A 20,390-nucleotide genomic window follows, 5' to 3' on the forward strand; every position below is an offset into this window, starting at 1 on the left:
TTCCACCGCTTCTCCGACACGTCATTGTGCTGGCGATGCGCGCTAGAGGACGTCGGTGTCGCCGCTGGCGCGCAGCCGTTCCACGGCCTTCTTGACTTCCTGGGCGTGCTCCTTGGTCGTGACGAGCAGTGCGTCCGGGGTGTCGACGATGACGACGTCGTCGATGCCGATCAGTGCGATGACCCGCTTGGTGTCGGAGACGACGATGCCGGAGGCGTTCTCGGAAAACACGCGGGCGCCCTCCCCCATCACCTTGAGTTCGTTGTTCTCCTCCGCCGGGTTCAGGCGGCCGATGGCGGCGAAGTCCCCGACGTCGTCCCAGCTGAAGTCGCCGGGGATCATCGCGACGTCGCCGGACGCCGCAGCGGGTTCCGCGACGGCGTAGTCGATGGCGATCTTGGGCAGGGTGGGCCAGACGCGGCGGGCGACCTCGACGCGGTGGGGGGTGTCCCAGGCCTCCGCGATCTCCGTGAGGCCGCCGTAGAGCTCGGGCTCATTGATGGACAGGTGCTTCAGCATCAGGTCGACCGGGGCGACGAACATCCCGGCGTTCCACGAGTAGCTGCCGCCCTGGAGGTAACTGTCGGCGACCTCCTGCGAGGGCTTCTCCACGAACTCGACGACGGCGCGGGCGCTGGGCGCCCCGTAGACCGCGAGGGACTCGCCCGCACGGATGTAGCCGAATCCCGTGGAGGCGTGCGTCGGCTTGATGCCGATGGTCACGATGTAGCCCTGCGCGGCCGTGTGGATGGCCTCGCGCACCACGTCCTGGAACACCTCGACCGGCGCGATCACGTGGTCCGCGGCGAAGGACCCCATGATGATGCTCGGGTCCCGCTGGTGCAGAATCGCGGCGGCGAGTCCGATCGCGGCCCCGGAATCCTTCGGCTCGGCCTCGAGCACCAGGTTCAGGTCCTCGATCTCGGGAAGCTGCGCGAGGACGGCGCGCCTGTGCACGATGCCGGTGACGACCATGATGCGGCCGTCGCACAGCGGACGGAGGCGTTCGTAGGTCGCACGGATCAGGGTACTGCCCGAACCGGTGAGGTCGTGCAGGAACTTCGGCGCGGCCGCGCGCGAGAGGGGCCAGAGGCGCGTGCCCGTGCCTCCGGCGGGGATGACGGCATGGAAACGGTCCAGCACGTTGTCAGGGGTCCGGGCAGCCGCCCTCTCGGTACTCATCGCACCACGGTAACCGACGAGCGGTAGGAGACGGCATGCCCCGCACGCCCCGGATCCGCCCGGACCGGCGTCCTGCCCCGGCGCTCCCCTGCTGCCGCAGGTAGTGCGCCTCCCGGATTTCCCCGGCCTGCGGCCCGTTCCGGCCCGGAATCAGGGACATCCGCGAGTGTCGAGGCGGGTAGTCGCGGGAATCGACGCGGGTACCGACAGGGGCATCGAGCCTGGTGGGGGCGGGGTGTCGGAGGTCACATGTGAGGCGCCCCTAAATTGAACCGGAAGTGTCACCGGCCTAGATTATTCTTATCGGAAGAGTGCTGTCGCACCGGCGTAATCCCTGCGTATAACGCGCTAACGCCCATGCGATGCAGGGAGGTAATTTCAATGCCGAAGACACTGACACCAGCAGGCACCCTCTACCGTGGCCGGGAAGGCCAATGGTCCTGGGTGGCCCACCGCATCACCGGGGTAGTGATTTTCTTCTTCCTCCTCGTGCACGTCCTGGACACGTCCCTCGTCCGCGTTTCGCCCGAAGCCTACGACGCCGTCATCGCGTCGTACAAGAACCCGATCATGGGTCTCGGGGAACTCGGGCTCGTCGCCGCCATCATGTTCCACGCCTTCAACGGGATCCGCCTGATCCTTGTGGACTTCTGGAAGGACGGCCCCAAGTACCACCGCCAGATGCTCTGGGGCGTCGTAGGCCTCTGGGCTGTCGTCATGATCGCCTTCTCGATCCGCCATCTCTCGCACGTCTTCGGAGGTTAACACCATGGCTACCCCAACCATCGACAGCCCCCGTTCCGGTCGTGTCACCCCGGGCTACTCGCGCACGCCGGGATCGCGCGGCAACTTCGAGATGGTCGCGTGGCTGTTCATGCGCCTCTCGGGTGCCATCCTCCTGGTGATGATCACCGTCCACCTGTACGTGAACCTCGTCGCCGGGGACGGCATCAGCGGGGTGGACTTCGGCTTCGTCGCCGGCAAGTGGGCCAATCCGGTCTGGCAGGTCTGGGACCTGGTACTGCTGTGGCTGTCCATGCTCCACGGCACCAACGGCGTCCGCGTGATCATCAACGACTACGCCGACAAGAACAGCACGCGCATGTGGCTCAAGGGAGTCCTCTACGCGGCGACCGTCGTCATCGTGGTCCTCGGCACCCTCGTGATCTTCACCTTCGATCCGTGCCCCGTCATCGACGGAGTCGCGCACGTGGCGGATTACTGCCCCGCACCGTAAGCCCTGCCGGACTTCGGCAGTTCCCGCATGACCGGCCCCGCGGGGCCCCTTCATGCACGACCGGTTTCAACAGAAAGAGCGACCAGCATGCAGGTCCACAAGTACGACGTCGTCATCGTCGGCGCCGGTGGCGCAGGAATGCGCGCAGCCATCGAGTCAGGGCAGCGTGCCCACACCGCCGTCCTGACGAAGCTCTACCCCACCCGTTCGCACACGGGCGCGGCTCAGGGTGGCATGTGCGCTGCACTCGCCAACGTCGAAGAGGACAACTGGGAGTGGCACACCTTCGACACCGTCAAGGGTGGTGACTACCTCGTCGACCAGGACGCCGCCGAGGTCATGGCCAAGGAGGCCATCGAGGCGGTCCTCGACCTCGAGCGGATGGGCCTGCCGTTCAACCGCACCCCTGAGGGGCGCATCGACCAGCGGCGCTTCGGCGGCCACACCCGCGACCACGGCAAGGCACCTGTCCGCCGGTCCTGCTACGCAGCGGACCGCACCGGCCACATGATCCTGCAGACGCTGTACCAAAACTGCGTCAAGCACAACGTGGAGTTCTACAACGAGTACTACGTGCTCGACCTGCTGATGGTGGACCAGGAAGTCACCGTCGACGGCGTGACCCGCATCCAGAAGCGCGTGGCCGGCGTCGTCTCCTACGACCTCGCCTCGGGTGAACTGCACATTTTCCAGGCGAAGTCCGTCGTGTTCGCCTCGGGCGGTGTCGGCAAGGTCTACAAGACGACCTCGAACGCCCACACGCTGACGGGCGACGGCATGGGCATCGCCTTCCGCCGCGGCATCCCCCTCGAGGACATGGAGTTCTTCCAGTTCCACCCGACCGGCCTCGCCGGCCTGGGCATCCTGCTGTCCGAGGCGGCGCGCGGCGAAGGCGCGATCCTCCGGAACTCGGAGGGAGAGCGCTTCATGGAGCGCTACGCCCCCACTATCAAGGACCTCGCACCGCGTGACATCGTGGCGCGTTCCATGGCGAACGAGGTGCGGGAGGGCCGTGGCGCCGGGCCGAACAAGGACTACGTCCTCCTCGACCTGACGCACCTCGAGCCCGCGCACATCGACGCGAAGCTCCCGGACATCACCGAGTTCGCCCGCACCTACCTCGGTGTGGAGCCCTACACGGAGCCCGTCCCCGTCTTCCCGACGGCGCACTACGCCATGGGCGGCATCCCGACCAACATCAAGGCCGAGGTCCTGGCGGACAACGACACCGTCGTCCCCGGGCTGTACGCTGCAGGCGAGGTCGCGTGCGTCTCCGTGCACGGATCGAACCGCCTGGGCACCAACTCGCTCCTCGACATCAACGTCTTCGGCAAGCGCGCCGGCATCGCCGCCGCGCAGTACGCCCTGACGGCCGACTTCGTCGAGATCCCCGAGAACCCCGCGGCCGAGACCGAACTGCTCCTCAACCGGGCACGCAGCTCGGAAGGCGGAGAGCGCGTCGCGCAGATCCGCAAGGAGCTCCAGGACGTCATGGACGCGAATGTCCAGGTGTTCCGCACCGAGCAGACACTGCTCGAGGCGCTGCGCGTGATCGATACGCTGGAGGAGCGGTACACCCGCATCACCGTCCAGGACAAGGGCAAGCGATTCAACCTCGACCTGCTCGAGGCCGTCGAACTCGGATTCCTCCTCGACATGGCAAAGGTCATGACCGCGGCGGCCCTGCACCGTAAGGAATCCCGTGGGGGGCACTTCCGCGAGGACTATCCTGATCGGGACGACGAGAATTTCATGACCCATTCCATGGCCTACAAGGACCCGAGCGCCACCCTGACGAGCGGCGTCCGCCTTGAGACCAAACCGGTTATCTTCACCCGATACCAGCCCATGGAGCGTAAGTACTGATGAGCACCGAAACGATGGAGAAGGAGCCGGCCTCCAAGGTCGAGCTCAGCAAGGACGTAGCCGGGGGGGAGATCCCCACCTTCGACGTCACCCTCAAGGTACGGCGCTACAACCCGGAGGTCTCGGACGAGGCCCACTGGGACGAGTGGCAGCTGACCATGTACGGCACGGACCGCGTGCTGGACGCCCTGCACAAGGTCAAGTGGGAGCATGACGGCTCGGTCTCCTTCCGCCGGTCCTGCGCCCACGGTGTGTGCGGCTCCGATGCCATGCGCATCAACGGCCGCAACCGCCTGGCCTGCAAGACGCTGCTGAAGGATCTCGACACGTCCAAGCCCATCCTCGTGGAGCCCATCAAGGGCCTGCCGGTGGAGAAGGACCTGATCGTGGACATGGAGCCGTTCTTCCAGTCCTACCGCGAGATCATGCCGTTCCTGATCAGCAAGGGCCACGAGCCCGCGAAGGAGCGCCTGCAGTCCTCGGAGGAGCGCGACCGCTACGACGACACCACCAAGTGCATCCTGTGCGCCGCGTGCACGTCCTCCTGCCCCGTGTTCTGGACCGACGGCCAGTACTTCGGACCCGCCGCGATCGTGAACGCGCACCGCTTCATCTTCGACTCGCGCGACGATGCCGGTGACATGCGCCTCGAGATCCTCAATGACAAGGAAGGCGTCTGGCGCTGCCGGACCACCTTCAACTGCTCGGAGGCCTGCCCGCGAGGCATCCAGGTCACCAAGGCCATCTCCGAGGTCAAGCAGGCCATCCTGACCCGCAAGGTCTGATCGGCAGGAAACACCTCGCCGGACCAGCGTCCGGCCTTGCAAGGGCGGTCCGTCGTACGACGGACCGCCCTTGCTGTTCCTGGCACGCCTGCACGTCGTCGCCACGAGTGATCCGCAGCACGGGCAGGTCAGGTGGGAGGGTTGCCGGTGCCGGGCTTCCGGCGGCGCCGCTGGCGCAGGGTGCCGCCTTTCGCCTCATGGTCGCGCTCGGCCCGCCCGGCGGCGTCCGCGGACCCGATGGCGCACCAGGCCGTTGCCAGCAGGTAGATCTGGCTGAGCAGGAAGAACCAGATGAACAGAGCGAGGATCACGGCGAAGGACAGCAGGAGCGGATTGTTGCTGAAGCTGCCGAGGATCTGGGCCGAGAAGGTGCGCAGCAGGGTGGTTCCCAGTCCTGCGATGACCGCCCCCTGCAGCAGGACGGAGCGCGGCATCTCGATGGCTGAGGCAGAGTGGAACAGGACCACGGCCACGAGGATGTCGAGCAGGATCATGACGGCGAAACCTGCTCCCTGCGTCAGGATCTGACTCATGGCGGTCAAATGGAGGACCGAGAGGAGTGCGCCGAGGGTATTGGTGGCGATCACTCCGAGTCCCGTGGTCACGATCATGATGACTCCGAGCAGCGCGAGGGTTCCGAGATCCTTCACCCAGAGGACCACTGGATGGACCGCTACGGGCTGCAGCGCGAAGATGCCGCGCATCGCCTGCCGGACCCCGCCGATCCAGGCGAGGGCGGTCACGAGCATGACCGCAGAGGAGACTACGATCGCCCGGCCCAGGCCGCTGGTGGCTTCGAAGAGACGGTCGGACGTCACCAGCCCTCCCTCACCGTCCGCCGTGTCGATCAAGCCGGGCACCCCTCGGTCGAGTGCGCCCACCGAGAGCTCGCGCAGATCGTCATCGCCGGCGAGGACGATGCCGAGACCGGCGAATGCGACGACGAGCAGCGCCGCGATAGCGAAGAACAGGCGGTAGGCCAGCCCCGCCGCCATCAGAGGGCCGCGCCGCTCGACGTAGAGCAGGAACACCCGCACGGGTCGCAGCGTGTAGAACCGGCACAGGGCCAGCTCGAGGCGCGCGAGCAGGAGCTTCGTGCCGCTGGCCCCGGATCGGGTCAGGCGGCCCAACCGCACCTGCGCGTCGATGACCTTGCGGCGGAGGTCGGGCAGGCTGGCCGGGGACGGCTGCTCAACCTGCGGCGGCTTCGGAGCCGTCAGCGATCTGGCCAAAGTGCAGCTCCTCCCTCAGCTTCCAGAGCCCCGACGGCACGTGCTCGTACAGGCCCATGGACCGCACCTCGAACGAGGCCTCGAACGTGTGGAGCTCTTCGACCGCCGCGTCCATTCCGGCCTCGGAGACATCGTGCGCCACGGTGACGTGCGGATGGAAGGGGAAATCCAGGTCACGTTCGAGGGGGCCCCGCTGGAGCTTCGCGTGCAGGTCGACGCACTCGTCGAAGCCCTCGACGAGGTTCAGGAACACCACCGGTGACACCGGGCGGAAGGACCCGGTGCTGCGCAGGCGCACCTCGAAGGGCCGTTGCTGCCGGGCGACGGCCCGCACATGGTCGAGGGCCGCGTCCCAGTCCGACGCCGGCGTCGTCGTGATGAGGGTGATGTGGGGCGGGACGACCGCCGCCAGGGGGTCACCGAAGGACGCCCTCCACGCCTCCAGATCGCTGGCGAGGGGTTCCGGTATGGGTATGGTGATCCCCACGCAGCTTCCGCTCAGGCCGGAACGGGACGGCGCTGGTGCCGCTCCGCTGGTCTGACCGGTGGGTGCACACATGGGTCAGCGGGCTCCCGCGGCAGGGAGGAAACCCACGCGGGCATAGACGTCGGCGAGGGTGGGAGCCGCCAGCTCGCGCGCCTTCGCGGCGCCCTTCGCCAGCAGGCGGTCGAGCTCGGCGGGGTCGGACAGCAGTTCCTCCGCGCGGTTCCGGACCGGCGTGAGGGCCTCCACGACGACGTCGGCGAGATCCACCTTCAGGTGCCCGTACATGCGGCCCGCGTAGTCCGCCTCGAGTTCGGCGATGCCCTTGCCGGACAGGGCCGAGTAGATCACCAGCAGGTTCGAGATGCCCGGCTTCTCCGCCGTGTCGAAGCGGATCTCCGTGCCGGCGTCGGTGACCGCGGACTTGATGCGCTTGGCCGTGACCTTGGGGTCATCGAGCAGGTTGATCAGCCCGGCAGCCGACGAGGCGGATTTCGACATCTTCGCCGTCGGGTTCTGCAGGTCGTAGATCTTGGCGGACTCCTTCTGGATGAAGGGTTTCGGCACCACGAAGGTCTCGCCGAAACGCGAGTTGAAGCGCTGGGCCAGGTCACGGCTCAGTTCGACGTGCTGCCGCTGGTCCTCGCCGACGGGGACGCCGTCGGGCTGGTAGAGGAGGATGTCCGCGGCCTGGAGGACCGGGTAGGTGAAGAGGCCCACGCTGGCGGCGTCCGCGCCCTGCTTCGTCGCCTTGTCCTTGAACTGGGTCATGCGCGATGCTTCGCCGAAGCCGGTGAGGCAGTTGAGCACCCACGCGAGCTGGGCGTGCTCCGGGACGTGGGACTGCACGAAGAGGGTCGCCCTGTCGGGGTCGACGCCGCCCGCGATGTACTGGGCGGCCGTGATCCGCGTGCGGTGGGCCAGTTCCTGCGGGTCCTGGGGCACGGTGATCGCGTGCAGGTCCGGGATGAAGAAGACGGCGTCGTACGTGTCCTGCAGGCGTACCCAGTGCACCAGGGCGCCGAGGTAGTTGCCGAGGTGCAGGGAACCGGCGGACGGCTGCATCCCGGAGAGGATGCGCTGGCGCCGGTTCGAGCCCGGAGTCGGGGGAATTGTCATGGAAGCTGTCCTGCACTCTAGATCTGGTAGTCGACGACGAGCGGCGCATGGTCCGAGAACCGCGTGTCCCAGCTCGGCGCCCTGTCGACGTCGGCGGTCACCGCACTCTTCGCGAGGGCCTGCGTGGCCATCTGGTAGTCGATGCGCCAGCCGGTGTCGTTGTCGAACGCCTTGCCCCGCCAGGACCACCAGGTGTAGGGGCCGTCGATGTCGCCGGCGAGGAGGCGGGCCACGTCCAGGAAGCCGCACTCATCGGAGAAGAACCGGTCGAAATACGCCCGCTCCTCGGGCAGGAAGCCGGCGTTCGTGACGTTGCCCTTCCAGTTCCGGATATCGAGCTGGGTGTGGCCGACGTTCAGGTCGCCCACCACGACGGCGTGGTCTGCGCCGTCCCGGAGCTGCGGCAGCCGCGTGATCATGGCGTCGAGGAAGCGGTACTTGTCGTCCTGCTTCGGGGTGCCGACGTCGCCCGAATGGACGTACGCACTCACAACCGTCAGGGTCGAGCCGTCCACGGTGAAGTCGGCTTCCACCCAGCGGCCGGCCGTATCGAAGTAGCTGTCACCGATGGTCGTGCGCGTCGCCGCGGGCTCCTGGCGGGAGGCGATCGCCACACCCGCCCGGCCCTTCGCTTCCGCCTCGGTGTGCAGGATGTGCCAGCCATTGCCCAGCAGGCTGCGGACGACGGCATCGGGCGCCCGGACCTCCTGCAGGCAAAGGATGTCGACGTCCCGACCGTCCAGCCATTCCTGCATGCCGCGCTTGTAGGCGGCGCGGATTCCGTTGACGTTGACGGACGCGATGCGCAGCGATTTCTGCGGAGGATTCGATGCCGGACTCACTCGATCCACCTTACCCCGGAGGGTTTTCCGATTCATCCCGGGCGCGGGCGCGTCAGTCGACGACGGTGCCCTCGACGGGGCCTTCCGTCGAGCCCTTCATCATCGAGCGGGCGTTGTGCGAGGTGATCTCGATGGTCTCGAGTGCGCGCTCCACCATGCCCTCGTCCTTGCCGAGGTACTCCCGGACCACGCCGACCTGCACCTGAACGATCTTGAAGCTGTGGTCGAGCTTCATGTCCCGGGCGCGGTCGGCGGCGACGGGCGCGGTGGAGGACGGACCCGGCCCGCCGAACCCGCTGCCCTGAAGACGTGCGGCGGCCTTCCGGGCCGCCGAGCGGAGGCTGAAGACCACGAAGCTGAAGACCAGGAGCCAGCCGAGGGAGATGATCACCACCAGCCAGCCGACGACGTCGTTCTGGTTCGCCGCGAAGACGACGGCGACCAGGAACACGACGAGCATGATGGCCATCCCGGCGCTGCCCATGCGCATGCTCAGACCCCGGCCCGCCGGCCGCCCGTTACTTCCTAATGACTGCATCCGACCATTCTCCCGTATGACCCGGACTACCTCCGTTCCTTCCACCGCGGGCGAACTTCCAGGCTTCTCAAAAATTCCTTCCATCTTCTCCCATCCGTGACAGGGCTCACCCCGAAGTACTGTCACGCGCCCCACACGGCGCATCATTCGCACAATGGAGGAGTTTCCAATGAACAAGAAGATGCGTTTCCTCGCAGTACCGGCCCTCGCCATCAGCGCCGTCGCCCTCGCCGGCTCCCCCGCCATGGCAGCCGACGGCTCCTACTCATCCACCCTGGGCCAGCTCAACGGCACCACCGGTACCGGCACGATCACCGTCGACGTCACGGGCGACAAGGCCATGGTCAACCTCCAGGTGTCGGGCCTCGCCCAGACCTTCATGGACGCTCCGTACCCGCACGTCCAGCACATCCACGGCGGCGCCAAGGGTGTCTGCCCGACCCCCGCCGATGACGCCAATGGCGACGGCATCATCAACGTCGCCGAGGGTGTTCCGGGTTACGGCGATATCCAGACCACGCTCACCACCTCCGGTGCGACGACCCCTGCCGAGGGCCTGAACCTCCAGCTCGGCGGCCAGGGCGGAACCTACTCCATCCAGCGTGAAATCACCCTGGATGCCGCTACCAAGGCCTCCCTCGAAGCCGGCACCGCCGTCGTCGTCGTACACGGCCTGGATCCCGCCACCGCCGGTGTCTCCGAGGAAGTCTTCGCCGGCCCGTCGGAGATCGCTCCCGACCTGCCCCTCGGCGCGACCTCGCCCGCACTGTGTGGCACCCTCGTCGCGACGCAGATGGGCGCCATGCCGTCCGGCGGAGCCGACACCGGTGTCGCCATGGAGACCGGCTCCAACACGGCAGGCATGGTCGCCCTCGGCGGCGGCCTCGTCCTGGCAGCTGCAGCCGGTGGAACCTACGCAGTGCGCCGCCGCGCAACCAACGCATAATACTGATCCCATGATCAGTGAAGTAACCGGCCACCGCTGGGGCCTCACGGCTCCGGCGGTGGCCGCCCTTTTCCTCCTTGCCGGCTGCGGGGCATCCCCGTCGGCGACGCCGGACTCGTCGGCCGCTGCCGGCGCCAGTACCTCGGCCGCGGCCCCGACTTCTTCTGCCACCGCGGCCCCATCCTCTTCTGCCGCCGCCGCAGCCCCGACCACGGCTGCGCCGTCGGCGTCCGCCGCAACCCCCTCCACTCCCGCGGCCCCGGCACAGCCGGCAGTGCTTCCCGCATCGGCACCGGTCACGCTGGAGATTCCATCGATCGGCGTACGCACCGACCTGATCAGCCTGGGCCTGCGCGAGAACCGGAGCCTCGAGGTCCCGCCGGACGACCCCGGCGCACCCGCTAGCTGGTTCAACCAGTCCCCCACCCCGGGTGACCGCGGACCGGCCGTGATGCTCGGCCATGTCAATGCCACCGACGGCGGCAAGGGCGTCTTCGCCGACCTCCGCGCCCTCAAGGCCGGCGACCGCATGAATGTGACCCGCGAGGACGGCACGACGGCGGTGTTCGAGTTCCAGCGCGGCGAGGCCTACCGGAAAGACGGGTTCCCCACCCTGAGGGTGTACGGGAACACGCCCGGATCGGAACTGCGCCTCATCACCTGCGACGGCTACAACCCGGACACGGGGCTGTTCGACGACAACTACGTGGTCTACGCGACCCTGGTGCCCTGAGGCCTACCTGAGGAACAGCTTCCGCAAGCGCAGGGTCGTCAGCAGCATCCCTACAGCGATCATCACCAGGAAATAGCTGAGGTGGAGGGCGGCAGCCGGCGTGAACGAGGCGATGCTGATCTGGCGCAGCAGCTCGACCCCGTGCCACAGGGGCAGTGCCTGGATGAACCACTGGATGCCCTGCGGATAGACGCTGAGGGGGTAGAAGGTGGCGGAGAACAGGAACATCGGCAGCAGCACGAAGTTGACCCACTCCATCTGCTGGAACGTCTTCATGAAGCTCGTGATCCCCATGCCGAAGGACGCGAAGCCGAACGCGATCACCACCGACGCCGGGATAACGAGCAGGGCCACCGGGGTGGTGATGAGCCCCATCAGCGCCATCACCGCCGTGAAGCCCGTGGCGTACAGGGCGCCGCGCAGCAGTGCCAGGAAGATCTCCCCGATGGCGACGTCCAACGGGCCGAGCGAGGTGTAGAGCATGCCCTGGTACAGCTTCGCGAAGTTCATCTTGAAGAACACGTTCCACGTGCTGTCGTACACGGCGCCGTTCATGGCCGACACGGCGAGCAGTGCGGGAGCGATATAGGCCGCGTAGCTGATCTCCTCGCCGTTCGGTCCCGTGACCGTGCCGACCAGCGCACCGAGTCCCACTCCCATGGAGAGGAGATAGAGGACCGGTTCGAAGAACCCGGACACCATGATCAGCCAGTTGCTGCTGCGGGTGGCGAGGAGTCCGCGCGCTATGACGGCCTTCGCGTTGCGCGAGTACAGCGCGGCCATCGGGCGCTTCGATCCGCTGAGTGCGTAGTCCTTCGCGGTCAGCTGCGCGCTCATCGGCCCAGCCTCCTCGCGTAGACGGTGCGGGCCCTGCGCAGGCCGACGACGGCGAGGACCACCAGGAACAGCACGTGGACGACGGCGAGCACCGGCGGGACGTCGTGCCCGTAGGTCAGCGCGCGGCCGAGTTCGGTCCCGTGCCACAGCGGTGAGATCCAGCCGATCCAGCGCAGGAACAGCGGAAGGGTATCGAGCGGGAAGAAGGTCCCCGAGAAGAGGAACAGGGGCGTCACGAGAAAGCGCATCACGAGCGCGAACTGCCCCCTGTCCTCCTCGATGCCGGCCGAATAGGCCATCAGCGGGAGGCCGAAGGCGAGTCCGCTGAGCACGGCCACCGGGACCGCGACCACGCCGGTGGGCGACGGGGATGCGCCGAATGCCGCGACGATGAGGAAGTAGATCAGGGTGGTGGCCGTCAGCCGCACGGTGATGGCGAGGATGTGCCCGTGGACGATCTGGTCGGTGCCCAGCGGCGAGGCATGGGGGCCGTAGTAGACCCGCCGCCACTTGAAGCCGTCCATCACGGGGTAGGTGAACTCGGTCGCGGCGGTCATGATGGTCGCCGATGCCAGCAGGGCCGGGGCGATGAACGCGAGGTAGCTGACGCCGCCGAAGGCATCGGCGGAGTTCCGGTCGACGAGCGTGGCGAGGCCCACCCCCATGGCGAAGAGGTACATGACCGGAGTGCCGACGCTGGAGGCGAGCAGCGTCCAGCGGTAGCTGTTCATGGAGCGCAGGACGTGCTCGGCGTAGTACCAGGAGCCGAACCTCCGGGCGCGCCGTGCGGACACCTCGGGCCGGTGGGCGGACATGCGGTACGGCGGGGCGGACTCCTGCACCGGGGTGCCGGGATCGTCAGTCAACGAGGCTCCGTCCGGTCAGGCGCAGGAAGACGTCCTCGAGGGATGACCGCCGCACGAGGGACGTGACCGGCCGGAGCCCGCGGGAGTTGACCTCTTCCAGTGCAGCCTCACCGTCGTGCGCGTAGATCAGGACGCGGTCGGGCAGCGGTTCGAGGCGCTCCCCGATACCCTGCAGCTCGGCCGCGACGGTGGTGTTGCGCTCGGATCCGAAGCGGAGCTCGAGCACCTCGCGTGTCGAGTGTTCGCGGATGAGCTGGGCCGGCGACCCCTCGGCCATGATCCGGCCCTTGTCGACGACGACGAGGCGGTCGCAGAGCTGCTCCGCCTCGTCCATGTAGTGCGTCGTGAGGATGAGCGTCACGCCCGATTCCTTGAGGCGGAACAGGCGGTCCCACAGGATGTGGCGGGCCTGCGGATCGAGCCCGGTGGTGGGCTCGTCGAGCAGCAGGATCTTCGGCTCGTTGATGAGCGAGCGCGCGATGGTCAGGCGCCGCTTCATGCCGCCCGAGAGCGCATCCACCTTCGCCGCCGCCTTATCCGTGAGCTGCGCGAACTCGAGCAGCTCATCGGCCTTGGGCTTCAAATAGCTCATCGGCAGGCCGAAGTAGCGCCCGTAGACGAGGAGGTTGTCCCGCACCCGGAGCTCCTCGTCGAGGTTGTCCTGCTGCGGAACGACACCGAGGTGCGCACGCACCTCGGGGCCGTGCTGCTCCGGGTCGAGGCCCATGATGGTGAGCTCTCCGGAGGTGCGCTGCGAGACGCCACCGATCATGCGCATGGTCGTCGACTTGCCGGCGCCGTTCGGGCCCAGGAGTCCGAAGGACTCACCCGCCGGCACCTCGAAGGAGATTCCGTCGACAGCCCGGAAATCACCGTAGTGCTTGCTCAGCTGCCGGGCGGAGATCACCGGCGGTCCGGCGGGAAGTGTCGACACCCGCCCAGCCTAGGCGAGAACTCCCGGTGGGAGAATCCACCGGGAGCCCTCGGACACGGTCCGGCTAGGCGCGCTCCGCCTGGCGCTCGGCCGCCTCGACCACGTTGGCCAGGAGCATCGCGCGCGTCATCGGCCCCACTCCCCCGGGGTTGGGCGAGATCCAGCTCGCCACCGACGCGGCGCCCGGGTCGACGTCGCCCGTGAGCTTTGCCTTCCCGGTGTCCGGATTCTCGACCCGGCTCACGCCGACGTCGAGCACGATCGCACCGGGCTTGAGCTGCTCGCCCTTGATCATGTGCGCGATGCCGGCCGCGGCGACGACGACGTCGGCCCGGCCGAGGTGCTCGGCGAGGTCGACGGTCCCGGTGTGCGCGAGGGTCACGGTCGCGTTGATCTGCTTGCGCGTCAGCAGCAGGCTCAGCGGGCGTCCGACCGTCACGCCTCGTCCCACGACGAGCACGTTCCGGCCCTTGAGGTCGACATCGTGCCGGAGCAGGAGCTCCACGATGCCGTGCGGGGTGCAGGGCAGGGGCGAATCCATCGGCGCATTGACGTTCAGGACCAGCTTGCCCAGGTTGGTGGGGTGCAGGCCGTCGGCGTCCTTCGCCGGGTCGATGCGACCCAGGATGGCGTTCGTGTCGATATGCGCTGGAAGCGGGAGCTGCACGATGTACCCCGTGGTGGTGGCGTCGTCGTTCAGCTCGTCGAGGACCGCTTCGAGCTCCTCCTGCGTAATCGTGTCCGGAAGGTCCCGGCGCACGGACGTGATGCCGACCTCCGCGCAGTCGCGGTGCTTGCCGGCGACGTAGGAATGGCTGCCGGGATCGTCCCCGACGAGGACCGTCCCGAGGCCCGGTGTCACGCCCCGCTCGCGCAGTGCCGTCACACGTTCGGCGAGTTCGGCCTTGATCTGCGCGGCGGTTGCCTTCCCGTCAAGAATGCGGGCTGTCATCGTGCTCATGCGATTCGTCCTTCTCGGAGTGCTTGTCCAGTTGCTCGAGCAGGAATGCCTTGCCGCGGTCGCAGCAGCCGGTGAAGCAGCACTCCTCGGTGGGGATGTCGAAGCCGGTCGACGCCGCAGCCTTCGATCGAAGGGCGCCTGGCGGCAACGGCCCTACCACTCCTCCTGGCCCGGGTAGAGCGGGAAGTTCGTGGCGAGCGCGGACACGCGGGCGCGTAGCGCCTCCACATCGGGCGCCGGCTTGAGCGCTGCCGCGATGATCTCGCCGACCTCCGTGAACTCGGCGGCGCCGAAACCGCGGGTGGCGAGCGCCGGGGTGCCGATACGGAGGCCGGAGGTGACCATCGGCGGACGGGGGTCGAACGGCACGGCATTGCGGTTGACCGTGATCCCCACGGAGTGCAGGACGTCCTCGGCCTGCTGGCCGTCCAGCGACGAGTGGCGCAGGTCCACGAGGACGAGGTGCACGTCGGTGCCCCCGGTGAGGACCGAGACACCGTGCTCGGCAACGTCGGACGCGGTGAGGCGATCCGCGATGATGCGGGCACCCTCGAGGACGCGCTCCTGGCGTTCCTTGAACTCTGGCGACCCGGCGATCTTGAACGCCGTGGCCTTGCCCGCGATGACGTGCATCAGGGGGCCGCCCTGCTGGCCCGGGAAGACGCTCGAGTTGAGCTTCTTGGCCCACTCCTGCTTGGCGAGGATGACGCCCGATCGGGGTCCTGCGAGGGTCTTGTGCACGGTGGACGTGACGACGTCGGAGTGGGGCACGGGGCTGGGGTGGACGCCTGCGGCGACGAGGCCCGCGAAGTGGGCCATGTCCGTCCACAGCAGGGCGCCGACCTCGTCGGCGATGGACCGGAAGGCCGCGAAATCGAGCTGGCGCGGGTAGGCGGACCAGCCGGCGATGATGACCTGCGGCTTCTCGGCCAGGGCCTGCTCGCGCACGCGCTCCATGTCCAGGCGGTGCGTGTCCTCCTCGACGCCGTAGGCGGCGACCTCGTACAGCTTGCCGGAGAAGTTGAGCTTCATGCCGTGCGTCAGGTGTCCACCGTGCGCGAGGGACAGACCCATGATCTTGTCGCCCGGCTTGATCATGGCGGCGAGCGCCGCGGCGTTGGCCTGGGCGCCGGAGTGGGGCTGGACGTTCGCGAATTCGGCGCCGAACAGGGCCTTGACGCGCTCGATCGCGAGGTTCTCCGCGACGTCGACATGTTCGCACCCGCCGTAGTACCGGCGTCCGGGGTAGCCCTCGGCGTACTTGTTGGTCAGCACGCTGCCCTGCGCCTCGAGGACGGCGCGGGGTGCGAAGTTCTCCGAGGCGATCATCTCGAGGGTGTCGCGCTGCCGTGCGAGTTCGTCCCGGAGGACGGCGGCGATCTCCGGGTCCACCTCGGACAGCGGGGCGTTGGTGACGGAATCTGCGGCAGCGTGGGATGGAGCCATGGGCGACGTTGTCATCGGTTGATCCTTCTCTGGGTCTCGCGTCGAGGTCAGCTTGAGTCGCGGGCAGGATGCGGATCGACTGTCCGCGCCCGGCCGCTCGTGAAACGTGACCCGCGGCCCAGGCGTGCGATCCGTGGTCTGCACCGGAAGCACAGGACGTCTCGAAGGAGAGTCCTGGCCCCACGCCGCTTCCTGGTGGTTGCCCACCCTACGCCAGTCGCGACGCTCCCATGCTAGCCGTACCGCTGGCCGGGCCGCCACCGACGCCGCGGCACCCGGACCCGTGGACATCCCCGCCCTCCCCGGGCACCGGAGGACGGGACCGACGGAATACGGCGTTCCCCCGGGGTGTTCGGAACAGGTGGGCCGGAGCTCCGAGAGTCGGGATCAGGGCCGGGAGAGGTCGGGAGATGCGCGGGTCGTCAGCAGGGCAGACCGGACAGGTGCTGGACGGACCGGTCCGCCGGGTTCGCGCCGTCGTGATCGGCGCCGGCCAGGCGGGGCTGAGCAGCGCGTACCACCTGAGGCGCCGGGGGCTCGAGCCGCACCGCGACTTCGTGGTCCTCGATGCGAATCCCGCCCCCGGGGGTGCCTGGCTGCACCGGTGGCCCGCCCTCACCTTCGACGCCGCCCACGCACTGCACGACCTCCCGGGCTTCCCGCTCGGTACGCCGGACCCCAAGGAGCCCGCGTCCTCCGTGGTGAACCGCTACTACGGGGCCTTCGAACGGGAGTTCGACCTCCCGGTGGTCCGCCCGGTCTCCGTGGTCCGCGTCGACTCCGGACCTGAGGCACCCGGATCCGACGGAGCGCCGGACGGCGACGACATAGACGGGGACGACCTGCACGACGGGGACCGCGGCCCCCTGCACGTGACCACCACGGGAGGCACCTGGGTGGCGGACGTCGTCATCAACGCGACCGGGACGTGGGACCGCCCGTACTGGCCCTACTACCGCGGCCGCGACGTCTTCGCGGGCCGCCAGCTGCACACACGGAACTACCGCTCGGCCGACGAGTTCACGGACCAGAGCGTCCTCGTCGTCGGCGGCGGTACGTCCGCGGTGCAGTTCCTGCTCCAGCTCCACGCAGCGGGCGCCCGGCCCCTCTGGTCGACCCGGCGTCCTCCGGAATTCACCCGCCGGCCGTTCGACCCCGAATGGGGCAGGGAGGTCGAGGCGGAGGTGAATGCCCGGACGAGTGCGGGACTCCCGCCGGCCAGCGTTGTGTCGGTCACCGGCCTGTCCCTGACCGCGCAGTACCAGGCGGGCATCGACGCCGGCATCCTGGTGTCGCGGGGCCCCCTTGCCGAACTGCGCGAGCGGTCCGCGGTCTTCGCCGACGGCTCCGAGGAGCCTGTCGACGCGGTCCTGTGGGCCACCGGCTTCCGCGCAGCCCTGGACCATCTGGCTCCGTTGCACCTCCGCGAGCCGGGCGGCGGTATCCGCATGGACGGCGTGCGGGTGCTGAAGGAGCCGCGCCTCCTGCTCGTGGGCTACGGCGCGTCCGCCTCGACGCTCGGCGCATCCCGGGCCGGCCGCGCCGCCGCAACCGCAGCCCTCGGCAGACTCCGGAGCATCGCGGACAGCGGTGCTACCGGTAATCTTGCCGGGTGACTTCCCCCGATGCTCCCCGCTCCTATTCCCTGACGCTGTCCTGCCCCGACCGGCCCGGCATCGTCCACGGCGTGAGCGGAGCACTCGTCGCGGTGGGGGCCAACATCACCGAATCGCAGCAGTACGGCAGCCCGGACACGGGCTCGTTCTTCATGCGCGTGGCGCTGAGCACGGCCTCCCCGAAGCAGGCCCTGCACTCGGCACTCGAGCCCGTCGCTGCAGAGTATGGGATGGAGTGGTCGCTGGTCGAGTCCGAGCGTCGCACCCGGACGCTCATCATGGTCTCGAAGGCCGCGCACTGCCTCAACGACCTCCTGTTCCAGCACCGTTCGGGCACACTCGCCATCGACATCCCCGTCATCGTCTCCAACCATCGCGACCTCGAGGACCTCGCCGCCTTCTACGGCATCGAGTTCCACCACATCCCCGTGACCCCCGAGACCAAGGACGAAGCCGAGGAGGCGCTGCGCGCCCTCATGGACCAGCACGACATCGAACTGGTGGTGCTCGCCCGCTACATGCAGGTCCTCAGCGACACCCTGTGCGAGGACCTGCGGGGCCGGGCCATCAACATCCACCACTCGTTCCTGCCGTCCTTCAAGGGCGCCCGGCCGTACCACCAGGCCCACGCGCGTGGGGTCAAGCTGATCGGCGCGACCGCCCACTACGTCACGGCGGCCCTCGACGAGGGGCCGATCATCGAGCAGGAAGTCATCCGCGTGGACCACGCGCGCACCGCCGAGCAGCTGGCGTCGATCGGACGCGAGCTCGAGGGACGCGCCCTGGTGCAGGCCGTGCAGTGGTACGCGGAGCGCCGCGTCCTCCTCGACGGGCGTCGCACCATCGTCTTCAACTGACCGGTCCTCACCTTTCTGCACCGATCGCTCCCCTCCGACAGGGCGTCGCCTAGGCTGGCGCCATGGCACACCTGATCCCCTTCCGGGGCAATTCCCCTGACGTCAGCGATTCCGCATTCACGGCTCCGACGGCCTCCCTCATCGGTGAGTTGGTGCTGGGGCCCTTCGCCAGCGTCTTCTACGGCGCCACGGTCCGCGCGGACACCGCTCCCATCACCATCGGCGAGGGCACCAACCTGCAGGACAACGTGGTGGTGCACGCGGACCCGGGCCATCCGGCGAGGATCGGCGATCGCGTGAGCGTGGGGCACGGCGCCGTCGTCCACGGGTGCACCATCGAGGACGACTGCCTCATCGGCATGGGCGCGACGGTGCTCAACGGCGCCGTCATCGGTTCCGGCTCCCTCGTCGCCGCGGGCGCCGTGGTCCTCGAGGGCATGGTCGTCCCTCCCCGCTCACTCGTGGCGGGAGTACCCGCGAAAGTGCGCCGGGAACTGGATGACGACGAGGTCGCGGCGGTGAAGGCGAATGCCGATCGCTATCGGACCCTCGCGCAGGAACATCGTCAAGCGTTAACTTCTTGACTACAAGGGAGCCCTGCGGCACCCTAGAGATCATGCCCGCAGACTCCACCTCGACGGCGAGGACACGCTTGAGCGCCGCGCTCCCGAAGCCGGGTTCTCAATCCGCCCTGCGCGAGCAGAACCAGCAGCGGGTCATCGCGGCACTCATGAGCGGCGGCCCTCAGACGCAGGCCGAACTGTCACGGCAGACCGGGCTGTCGACCGCCACGGTCTCCAACATCGTCAAGGTCATGGCCGCCACGGGCATCGTCAGCACGGCGCCGACCACGAGCTCGGGCCGGCGCGCCCTCTCGGTGATCCTCAATGACAACGGACAGGTCGCGGCCGGCATCGATATCGGCCGCCGGCACCTCCGTGTCGTCCTCGCGAGCCCCAACTACCGGGTCGTCCAGGAGGCCTCCGTCGCCCTCCCCCTGGGACACAGTGCCGTCGAGGGACTGACAGCGGCCTCGGACCTCCTCGACAGGCTGCTCGAGAACGGCGGCATCAGCCGGCACGCCCTCCTGGGCGCCGGCATCGGCATCCCGGGCCCCATCGATCGACGGACCGGGACGGTGGTCCAGGGTGCCATCCTGCCCGAGTGGGTGGGCATCAACATCCACGAGACCTTCAGTGAACGGCTCCAGGTACCCGTCTTCATCGACAACGACGCCAATCTGGGGGCGCTGGCGCAGGTGACGTGGGGTCCGCACAGCTCGGTCGACAACCTGATGTTCATGAAGGTGGGCTCCGGCATCGGGTCCGGCCTCGTGCTCAACGGCGCGCTCTACTACGGGAACGTCGGCGTCACCGGGGAACTGGGCCACACGACCATCAACGAGCACGGAGTGGTCTGCCGGTGCGGAAACCGGGGCTGCCTCGAGACGGTCGCGTCGACGTCGACGATGATCGAGCTGCTCAGCCGCGGCAGCAGCGAGACCATCGACACCCAGCGCATCATCGACCGGGCCCTCGCCGGCGACAAAGCTACCCTGCGCGTGATCGACGACGCCGGCGTCGCAATCGGCCGGGCGCTGGCCCACATGGCCAACCTCATCAACCCGGAGACCATCGTCATCGGGGGCCCGCTCACCAACCTCGGGGACATCCTCCTCGAGCCCGTCCGCCGCGGATTGGCCCGCCACGCAGTGCCCATCATCGGCGAGACGACGAACGTCTGCATGTCATCCCTCGGCGACCGCGCGGAGGCCCTGGGCGCCGCCGCCGTCGTCCTCGCCCAGCCCGGGCTGTCGCCACGGCTGGCGAGTTCCGCATAACGTTCACGTCTCTATTTCGTGCGCTTTGCGTTCAACAGTTGACGACAAGGCGATAAAGCGTGTTCAATT

The 20,390-nt window shown here is 68.2% G+C and carries 22 protein-coding genes; 10 read left to right on the plus strand and 12 right to left on the minus strand.

The genetic code is table 11. The features are described 5' to 3' along the window. Nucleotides 1-42 precede the first annotated feature (42 nt). On the minus strand, nucleotides 43-1,182 hold the full coding sequence (locus ACX80H_RS11510; protein ID WP_459313494.1) for a mannose-1-phosphate guanylyltransferase: 1,140 nt from the start codon (nucleotides 1,180-1,182) through the stop codon (nucleotides 43-45). A gap of 381 nt (nucleotides 1,183-1,563) precedes the next feature. On the opposite strand from ACX80H_RS11510, the gene sdhC reads away from it, so the two are divergent. From sdhC to ACX80H_RS11530, 4 genes are all read left to right on the plus strand, one after another. Then, nucleotides 1,564-1,947 (plus strand): succinate dehydrogenase, cytochrome b556 subunit, encoded by a 384-nt coding sequence (gene sdhC / locus ACX80H_RS11515; protein WP_459313495.1) that lies wholly within the window; start codon nucleotides 1,564-1,566, stop codon nucleotides 1,945-1,947. A 4-nt stretch (nucleotides 1,948-1,951) separates the two neighbouring features. Further along, nucleotides 1,952-2,419 carry a succinate dehydrogenase hydrophobic membrane anchor subunit gene (locus tag ACX80H_RS11520; RefSeq protein ID WP_459313496.1) on the plus strand — a complete coding sequence of 156 codons (468 nt, stop codon included), beginning with the start codon at nucleotides 1,952-1,954 and terminating at the stop codon, nucleotides 2,417-2,419. A gap of 87 nt (nucleotides 2,420-2,506) precedes the next feature. Continuing rightward, nucleotides 2,507-4,285, plus strand: a complete 1,779-nt coding sequence (sdhA, locus tag ACX80H_RS11525) for a succinate dehydrogenase flavoprotein subunit (RefSeq protein WP_459313497.1) — start codon at nucleotides 2,507-2,509, stop codon at nucleotides 4,283-4,285. Then, nucleotides 4,285-5,070: a succinate dehydrogenase iron-sulfur subunit gene (locus ACX80H_RS11530; RefSeq protein ID WP_459313498.1), complete on the plus strand. Its 786-nt coding sequence runs from the start codon at nucleotides 4,285-4,287 to the stop codon at nucleotides 5,068-5,070. The genes sdhA and ACX80H_RS11530 overlap by 1 nt, the downstream gene beginning before the upstream one ends. Nucleotides 5,071-5,198: 128 nt before the next feature. On the opposite strand, the gene ACX80H_RS11535 is transcribed toward ACX80H_RS11530, so the two are convergent. The 5 genes from ACX80H_RS11535 to ACX80H_RS11555 all read right to left on the minus strand — a co-directional run bounded on the left by ACX80H_RS11535 (nucleotide 5,199) and on the right by ACX80H_RS11555 (nucleotide 9,285). Further along, entirely contained in the window at nucleotides 5,199-6,302 is a 1,104-nt protein-coding gene (locus ACX80H_RS11535; RefSeq protein ID WP_459313499.1) for a YihY/virulence factor BrkB family protein, read from the minus strand. Next, nucleotides 6,262-6,789 carry a 2'-5' RNA ligase family protein gene (locus tag ACX80H_RS11540; protein WP_459313500.1) on the minus strand — a complete coding sequence of 176 codons (528 nt, stop codon included), beginning with the start codon at nucleotides 6,787-6,789 and terminating at the stop codon, nucleotides 6,262-6,264. Before ACX80H_RS11540 ends, ACX80H_RS11535 begins: the two co-directional genes overlap by 41 nt. A gap of 75 nt (nucleotides 6,790-6,864) precedes the next feature. Next, nucleotides 6,865-7,905 (minus strand): tryptophan--tRNA ligase, encoded by a 1,041-nt coding sequence (trpS, locus tag ACX80H_RS11545; protein ID WP_459313501.1) that lies wholly within the window; start codon nucleotides 7,903-7,905, stop codon nucleotides 6,865-6,867. Nucleotides 7,906-7,922: 17 nt separating this feature from the next. Continuing rightward, nucleotides 7,923-8,756: an exodeoxyribonuclease III gene (locus ACX80H_RS11550; protein WP_459313502.1), complete on the minus strand. Its 834-nt coding sequence runs from the start codon at nucleotides 8,754-8,756 to the stop codon at nucleotides 7,923-7,925. Between the two features lie 43 nt (nucleotides 8,757-8,799). After that, a complete protein-coding gene (locus tag ACX80H_RS11555) occupies nucleotides 8,800-9,285 on the minus strand; it encodes a hypothetical protein (protein WP_459313503.1) in 486 nt (161 codons plus the stop codon). 169 nt (nucleotides 9,286-9,454) lie between these two features. Between ACX80H_RS11555 and ACX80H_RS11560 the strand changes: the two genes are divergently transcribed. Next, nucleotides 9,455-10,231, plus strand: a complete 777-nt coding sequence (locus tag ACX80H_RS11560) for a hypothetical protein (RefSeq protein ID WP_459313504.1) — start codon at nucleotides 9,455-9,457, stop codon at nucleotides 10,229-10,231. Between the two features lie 10 nt (nucleotides 10,232-10,241). After that, nucleotides 10,242-10,964, plus strand: a complete 723-nt coding sequence (locus ACX80H_RS11565) for a class F sortase (protein ID WP_459313505.1) — start codon at nucleotides 10,242-10,244, stop codon at nucleotides 10,962-10,964. A gap of 3 nt (nucleotides 10,965-10,967) precedes the next feature. Here ACX80H_RS11565 and ACX80H_RS11570 read toward each other — a convergent pair whose 3' ends face one another. The 6 genes from ACX80H_RS11570 to glyA form a co-directional block, all read right to left on the minus strand. Then, a complete protein-coding gene (locus ACX80H_RS11570) occupies nucleotides 10,968-11,801 on the minus strand; it encodes an ABC transporter permease (protein WP_459313506.1) in 834 nt (277 codons plus the stop codon). Then, nucleotides 11,798-12,616, minus strand: a complete 819-nt coding sequence (locus ACX80H_RS11575; RefSeq protein ID WP_459313832.1) for an ABC transporter permease — start codon at nucleotides 12,614-12,616, stop codon at nucleotides 11,798-11,800. Before ACX80H_RS11575 ends, ACX80H_RS11570 begins: the two co-directional genes overlap by 4 nt. Nucleotides 12,617-12,659: 43 nt before the next feature. Further along, the gene (locus ACX80H_RS11580) at nucleotides 12,660-13,601 is read right to left on the minus strand and encodes an ABC transporter ATP-binding protein (protein WP_459313507.1); all 942 of its coding nucleotides are present in this window, start codon (nucleotides 13,599-13,601) and stop codon (nucleotides 12,660-12,662) included. A 64-nt stretch (nucleotides 13,602-13,665) separates the two neighbouring features. Further along, nucleotides 13,666-14,553 (minus strand): bifunctional methylenetetrahydrofolate dehydrogenase/methenyltetrahydrofolate cyclohydrolase, encoded by an 888-nt coding sequence (locus ACX80H_RS11585; protein ID WP_459313833.1) that lies wholly within the window; start codon nucleotides 14,551-14,553, stop codon nucleotides 13,666-13,668. After that, a complete protein-coding gene (locus tag ACX80H_RS11590; protein WP_459313508.1) occupies nucleotides 14,534-14,710 on the minus strand; it encodes a hypothetical protein in 177 nt (58 codons plus the stop codon). Before ACX80H_RS11590 ends, ACX80H_RS11585 begins: the two co-directional genes overlap by 20 nt. Nucleotides 14,711-14,715: 5 nt before the next feature. Beyond that, nucleotides 14,716-16,023 (minus strand): serine hydroxymethyltransferase, encoded by a 1,308-nt coding sequence (gene glyA, locus ACX80H_RS11595; RefSeq protein WP_459313509.1) that lies wholly within the window; start codon nucleotides 16,021-16,023, stop codon nucleotides 14,716-14,718. A gap of 395 nt (nucleotides 16,024-16,418) precedes the next feature. Between glyA and ACX80H_RS11600 the strand changes: the two genes are divergently transcribed. From ACX80H_RS11600 to ACX80H_RS11615, 4 genes are all read left to right on the plus strand, one after another. Continuing rightward, on the plus strand, nucleotides 16,419-17,624 hold the full coding sequence (locus ACX80H_RS11600) for an NAD(P)-binding domain-containing protein (protein WP_459313510.1): 1,206 nt from the start codon (nucleotides 16,419-16,421) through the stop codon (nucleotides 17,622-17,624). Then, nucleotides 17,621-18,481 carry a formyltetrahydrofolate deformylase gene (gene purU / locus ACX80H_RS11605; RefSeq protein ID WP_459313511.1) on the plus strand — a complete coding sequence of 287 codons (861 nt, stop codon included), beginning with the start codon at nucleotides 17,621-17,623 and terminating at the stop codon, nucleotides 18,479-18,481. Before ACX80H_RS11600 ends, purU begins: the two co-directional genes overlap by 4 nt. 62 nt (nucleotides 18,482-18,543) lie before the next feature. Then, nucleotides 18,544-19,065 (plus strand): gamma carbonic anhydrase family protein, encoded by a 522-nt coding sequence (locus tag ACX80H_RS11610; protein WP_459313512.1) that lies wholly within the window; start codon nucleotides 18,544-18,546, stop codon nucleotides 19,063-19,065. A gap of 32 nt (nucleotides 19,066-19,097) precedes the next feature. Further along, complete coding sequence (locus ACX80H_RS11615; protein ID WP_459313513.1) at nucleotides 19,098-20,321, plus strand: ROK family transcriptional regulator; 1,224 nt, start codon at nucleotides 19,098-19,100, stop codon at nucleotides 20,319-20,321. Nucleotides 20,322-20,390: the final 69 nt, after the last annotated feature.

The sequence above is a fragment of the Arthrobacter pasteuri genome, from assembly GCF_054510955.1.